Here is a 4,456-nt window from a genome sequence, read left to right as displayed (position 1 = left end):
GAGCCGTCACCCTATGCGCTGTCCGCGGTGAGGCCCTCGACGAACGAGCGGAAGTCGTCGGCCAGGTGGAGTTCCGTGCCGAGGTCGGTCTCGAACCAGGTGACCGAGGGCTCGCCGTCCGGCCCGCACGCGCGGTAGTCCAGCCCGATCCAGCAGTGCCCGTCGCCGGACAGCAGCACCAGCGCCGCCGGCAGGCCCCACTCCGCGAGCAGGTACGGGGTGTCGAGCAGAGAGGTCGTCTCCTCCCGCCGCCCGATGCCCATCAGCACGTCGAAGGGAACCTGGTCCTCGCTCCACGAGGTCGGCCGGCTGGTGGGGAACGCCTCGTGCTCGTCGGCCACGATGCCGCCGTTGCGCAGCCGGAGCAGATCGAGCAGGGCCGGGGGCAGCGTCACACCGAGCACGCCCTCGGCCTCCCGCACCATCTCGTCCGTCAGAGGCGGCTGGACACCGTGATCACCGTCGCCCCAGAACGTCGCCCTGACCTCTTCGAACCGCCCCATGCCCCGCAGCCTACGGCTCGGCCGCACGGGGCCGCTCTACAGCGTGTCGTCGCGCTCCAGTATCAGGCTGATCGAGCCGTCCTCGAGGTCGATCCCGCTGTCGAGGTGCTCGTGGTAGCCATCGGAGAGCTCGGGACCGGCGAGGGAGACGAGCCGTTCGGCGAGGTTCCGCAGTCCGGCGGCGTTGGCCGCGACAGTGATCTCCGTGGCGGAGCCGTACACCGTGATCCGGGGTTCGTCCATCCGCCCACGCTACTCCCCGGCCACCGGGACGACGAGGTCCCGGTGGCCCCCACCGCCGACCGACAGAGCCTGCGCGGCGTACTAAGCCTGCTCTCCGGTCGCCTCCGCCTGGAGCTTCTCCGCACGTTCACGCGGGTCGTACCCGGGGCCGACGCCCTCGGCCAGCACGAGGTCTCCGTCGATGTGGTCGGCCCGTAGCCGCAGGATCCTCTGGTACTCGGGAGACGCGTACCAGGCGCGGGCCTCGGCCATGCCGGGGAACTCGATGAGCACCATGCTGCCCGGCCAGCTGCCCTCCATCACCGCCGTCGGCGGGCCGTGGATCAGGAAACGGCCCTGGAACGGGTCGAGGGTGCTCTGGATACGTTTGAGGTACTCGAGGACATCCGGGTGGTGGCGACGATCACGCAGGTGCGCGAAACCATATGCGGGCACGTCCGGCTCCTTCGTTCGCTTCGGCAGGACGACGCAAACGTAGCCAGGGACGTCACCCGCCACCATTACCTCTCAGGTAAGCGCCGGAGCCACTTCCTCAGCCCGTCACGGGCCTGGACCCCGGTTCCCCGGAGGCGTCGGCGAGCGGCGGCTGCCTCAGTAGCCGAAGAAGTGACGACTGCACGCCCTGACCTGCTGCTCCACACTCGATCAGGCACCTGACCTGGAGCTTAGACGTGGGTAGTTGTCAACGGTGGCCGTTGTCGTGTGCCCTTGCACGGCCCGGTGACGGCCCGTGCAAGGGCACACGAGGTGGTTCTCGCTCTGCGTGTCAGAGCTTCTCAACGATGGCGACGATGACCGGGACCGCCACCGCGAGGAGCCCGGTGACGTCACGCAAGTTCTGGCGCCATCTCGGCACCGCGGCTACCTCCTGGTGAACCTGCACCTGTAACGCGTTGCAATGCAACGCGTTAGGGGGTACCTTAGGTTTCTGCTTCCTGGTCATGTGATCCTCCTAGTTCGCTGGATCGGGCAGTGTGAATACAGAGCCTCAGGGCGCTTGCTGATGTAGGAGTCGGGCAAGCGTCCCTTTGGCATGATGTGAAGTTGTTACTGGCTGCCACAGAGTAGCAGATGACAGCATGAGCCTGACGGCTGATCAGCTGCGCATCATCGGTCAGTGCTTGAGCTAACCCAGAAGCTAGCAGTGACTCGGCCTCACCCGGCGGTCTCCAACCGAGCGACCAAGCGATTCCGGCGACAAGGCGCTTGGCCTTAAGGGTCACCAGGAAGAGCGCTTGCGGAAGCGTAGAGCCGTACAGCAAGCGCCCTTGCCCTGATTTTCGAAGACCCAAGTTGTCTGGAAGCCATCGAGCACCTGCGCCGCGGAACGCCGGCCATGACCGGAACGACCCCCGGCCCTGTGGACCGGGGGTCTTCGTGCTGGCCGGGGGCTAACAGATTTGAGCCTGTCGCCTCATCCGCATCAGGTCGATCCCGGGTCTCCGGTGACATTGGTCGACCACTTGGGAACCACAACGCACGATCCAACGAAGTCCGTCACTGACTGCCGCCGTCCGTGCTTGTTGGTGTCAGCAGTTGATGTCAGGATCAGGTGCCCCCTTGACAGGATCACCGGCTGCTTAGGCGGCCGCCAGACCCTCTCTGGTTGGATCAGGCGTATGACCGATGACTCAGGCCAGTATGAGATGTGGCCTGTGCACCTAGCGGTAGAGCAAGGCGACTTGGGCGAGCTGACTCGGCTTCTGCACGCTGGCCATGATCCGGATCAGTACGACAGCTACAGCGGGTGGACCCCATTGCTCAGAGCCATCAATAACGAGGCTGACGGAGCAGTCCAGACCGGTGATCCGCTAGAAGCGGCCTGCACAGCTGTGCTGCTGGCCTACGGAGCTGACCCGAAAGGGCCCTCCCGAGACGGTCTTACCCCGTACCACCTGGCCTTCCAGATGCGGCATGAACTGGCGGTAAGTCTCCTGGAAGCCCACATGGACGAGTAGGTGACCACGCTCTTCACCCACTCGCCCCAGCTCCCATCCCGTGTGCCGTCGACCCACACTCCGTGGAGCAGGCGCGGTGCCTGGCATCCAGGTGGAGCGCGCCACTGTACGAACGACCTGGACGCCAGGTGCCGTGTCTGCTCGGCTCTGCCTGGGTCGACGGCACGCGGGATGGGAGCTCCTCACGCTCGCCACATTCGGCCGGCACTCGGCCGCGGCGCCCCCTCCATCCCGGCGTCGGCCGATCCCCCGCCGGAGGCATGTCCTTCACCGCGGCCCCGCTCGTGCGGCACTCGCCCTACAACCCCGGCCCCATCCGTCGTGGGCGCGCGTCGGCGCAGCGTGCGCGGAGCCGGGAGCGCGCCCGGCGGAGCGGAGCGCAGCCGGGCTTGATGAGGTAGAGAAACCTGTAACGGCTCTAGCTGGCGCGGCTGAGTGCGGTCAAGTGATCGAGGTACTCACGGCCAGTTGGTTCGGCTGCAAAGTCCCGATTGACGATGGCCGCAAGCTCGCGGCTGACCATGAGCAGGGACGGCAGAGACTGGCGGTCGCCCTTCAGCGCCCACCCGCCGTAGTTCACCGCCTGGTCCAAGTCGCCCTGCCGCGCGGCGACCACGCCGAGGGTGATCCTTGCCTCTGCCATGCGCATCGGTGAACGCTCGGACCCATCGAAATCTGTGCCCGAGCGAATCACCTCGTGGGCAAGGTTCTCGGCGAACCGGCTCGATGGACCTCCGGTCACAGCGTCGCTCGTCTTCACCAGTCACACGGGCCTGGCACTCGACCGGAACCGCTTCAACGATCGTCTGTGGCGGCGGGCGCTTCGGGCCGCGGGCGTGGAGACCGGTCGGGCCAACGGCATCCACGCACTGCGGCACTTCTACGCTTCGGTGCTACTGGACGCGGGGGAGAGCATCAAGGCTCTCAGCGAGTACCTGGGTCACCACGACCCCGGCTTCACCCTGCGGACGTACACGCACCTGTTGCCGTCGAGCGGAACCCGGACCCGGGCCGCCGTGGACCGGATCTTCGGTGAAGGGCCTGCACAAAACGGCCCCGGGACGGCCCAGCGGCCGTATTAGGTCTCTGACCTGCGGCTATCTCAGTAGCCGAAGTCCTGGGTCCACCAGGGACCGCCGGAGGCGAAGTGGACGCCCACGCCGAGGGTCTTGAAGTCGCAGTTCAGTATGTTCGCCCGGTGGCCGTCGCTCTGCATCCAGGCGTCCATCACCGCGGCCGCGTCCGCCTGGCCGCGGGCGATGTTCTCGCCGCCCAGGTTGTCCACACCGGCGGCCGCCGCGCGGTCCCACGGCGTGGCGCCGCTGGGGTCCGTGTGGTCGAAGAAGCCCTCGTCCGCCATGGCCCGGCTGAAGTCGTCGGCCAGCTCGGTCAGCCCGTCGTCGGACTTCACCTTGCTGCACCCGGCGGAGGACCGCTCCTGGTTGACCAGCTGGAGGACCGCCGCCCGCGCCGCGTCCTCACGGGACAGGTCGGCCCCGCCGGCCGGCGGAGCCTTCGGCTCCGGGGCCTTGGTGGTGGGCTCGGCCTTCTCCGGGGTGGCCGTCTTCTCGTCGGCGGTGCGCGAGGGGGACGGCTCCGCCTCCTTCTTCTCCTTCGCGGAGGCGGAGGGGGACGCGGTGGGGGTCGGCTTCGCGGAGCCGGTGCCCGCGCCGGCCGACGGGGTGCCCGGGTCGACCCGGCCCCCGGAGCCGCCCTGCTGGGTCTCGGCGTTGCCCGGACCGTCGATCGCGC

6 protein-coding genes and 1 pseudogene are annotated in these 4,456 nt (G+C 67.9%); 2 read left to right on the top strand and 5 right to left on the bottom strand.

The features are described from left to right. Positions 1–11 precede the first annotated feature (11 nt). The 3 genes from HW445_RS19590 to HW445_RS19580 form a co-directional block, all read right to left on the bottom strand. Complete coding sequence (locus HW445_RS19590; RefSeq protein WP_180222294.1) at positions 12–503, bottom strand: SMI1/KNR4 family protein; 492 nt, start codon at positions 501–503, stop codon at positions 12–14. 36 nt (positions 504–539) lie between these two features. Continuing rightward, positions 540–746: a hypothetical protein gene (locus HW445_RS19585; protein WP_180222293.1), complete on the bottom strand. Its 207-nt coding sequence runs from the start codon at positions 744–746 to the stop codon at positions 540–542. A gap of 81 nt (positions 747–827) precedes the next feature. Then, positions 828–1,181 (bottom strand): DUF1330 domain-containing protein, encoded by a 354-nt coding sequence (locus HW445_RS19580; RefSeq protein ID WP_180222292.1) that lies wholly within the window; start codon positions 1,179–1,181, stop codon positions 828–830. A gap of 1,184 nt (positions 1,182–2,365) precedes the next feature. On the opposite strand from HW445_RS19580, the gene HW445_RS34445 reads away from it, so the two are divergent. After that, positions 2,366–2,704 carry an ankyrin repeat domain-containing protein gene (locus HW445_RS34445; RefSeq protein WP_374939674.1) on the top strand — a complete coding sequence of 113 codons (339 nt, stop codon included), beginning with the start codon at positions 2,366–2,368 and terminating at the stop codon, positions 2,702–2,704. A gap of 418 nt (positions 2,705–3,122) precedes the next feature. Here HW445_RS34445 and HW445_RS19575 read toward each other — a convergent pair whose 3' ends face one another. Further along, the gene (locus HW445_RS19575; RefSeq protein ID WP_180222291.1) at positions 3,123–3,464 is read right to left on the bottom strand and encodes a tetratricopeptide repeat protein; all 342 of its coding nucleotides are present in this window, start codon (positions 3,462–3,464) and stop codon (positions 3,123–3,125) included. Here HW445_RS19575 and HW445_RS19570 point away from each other — a divergent pair. Further along, a pseudogene (locus HW445_RS19570) lies at positions 3,427–3,786 on the top strand (tyrosine-type recombinase/integrase); the annotation flags it as partial. The gene HW445_RS19575 and the pseudogene HW445_RS19570 sit on opposite strands and share 38 nt — an antisense overlap. A gap of 20 nt (positions 3,787–3,806) precedes the next feature. Here HW445_RS19570 and HW445_RS19565 read toward each other — a convergent pair. After that, on the bottom strand, positions 3,807–4,456 hold a 650-nt coding region (locus HW445_RS19565), incomplete at its 5' end, for a CAP domain-containing protein (protein ID WP_257231167.1).

The sequence above is a fragment of the Streptomyces sp. UH6 genome (genome assembly GCF_013421635.1).
Lineage (GTDB): Bacteria > Actinomycetota > Actinomycetes > Streptomycetales > Streptomycetaceae > Streptomyces > Streptomyces abyssomicinicus.
The sequence above is the reverse complement of the archived record's forward strand: the minus strand, read 5'-3'. Positions and strand labels throughout refer to the sequence as shown.

Coding starts and splice junctions, on each gene's coding strand:
- HW445_RS34445 (WP_374939674.1), top strand. CDS start 2,366: ATGACCGATGACTCAGGCCAGTATGAGATGTGGCCTGTGCACCTAGCG.
- HW445_RS19585 (WP_180222293.1), bottom strand. CDS start 746: ATGGACGAACCCCGGATCACGGTGTACGGCTCCGCCACGGAGATCACT.
- HW445_RS19590 (WP_180222294.1), bottom strand. CDS start 503: ATGGGGCGGTTCGAAGAGGTCAGGGCGACGTTCTGGGGCGACGGTGAT.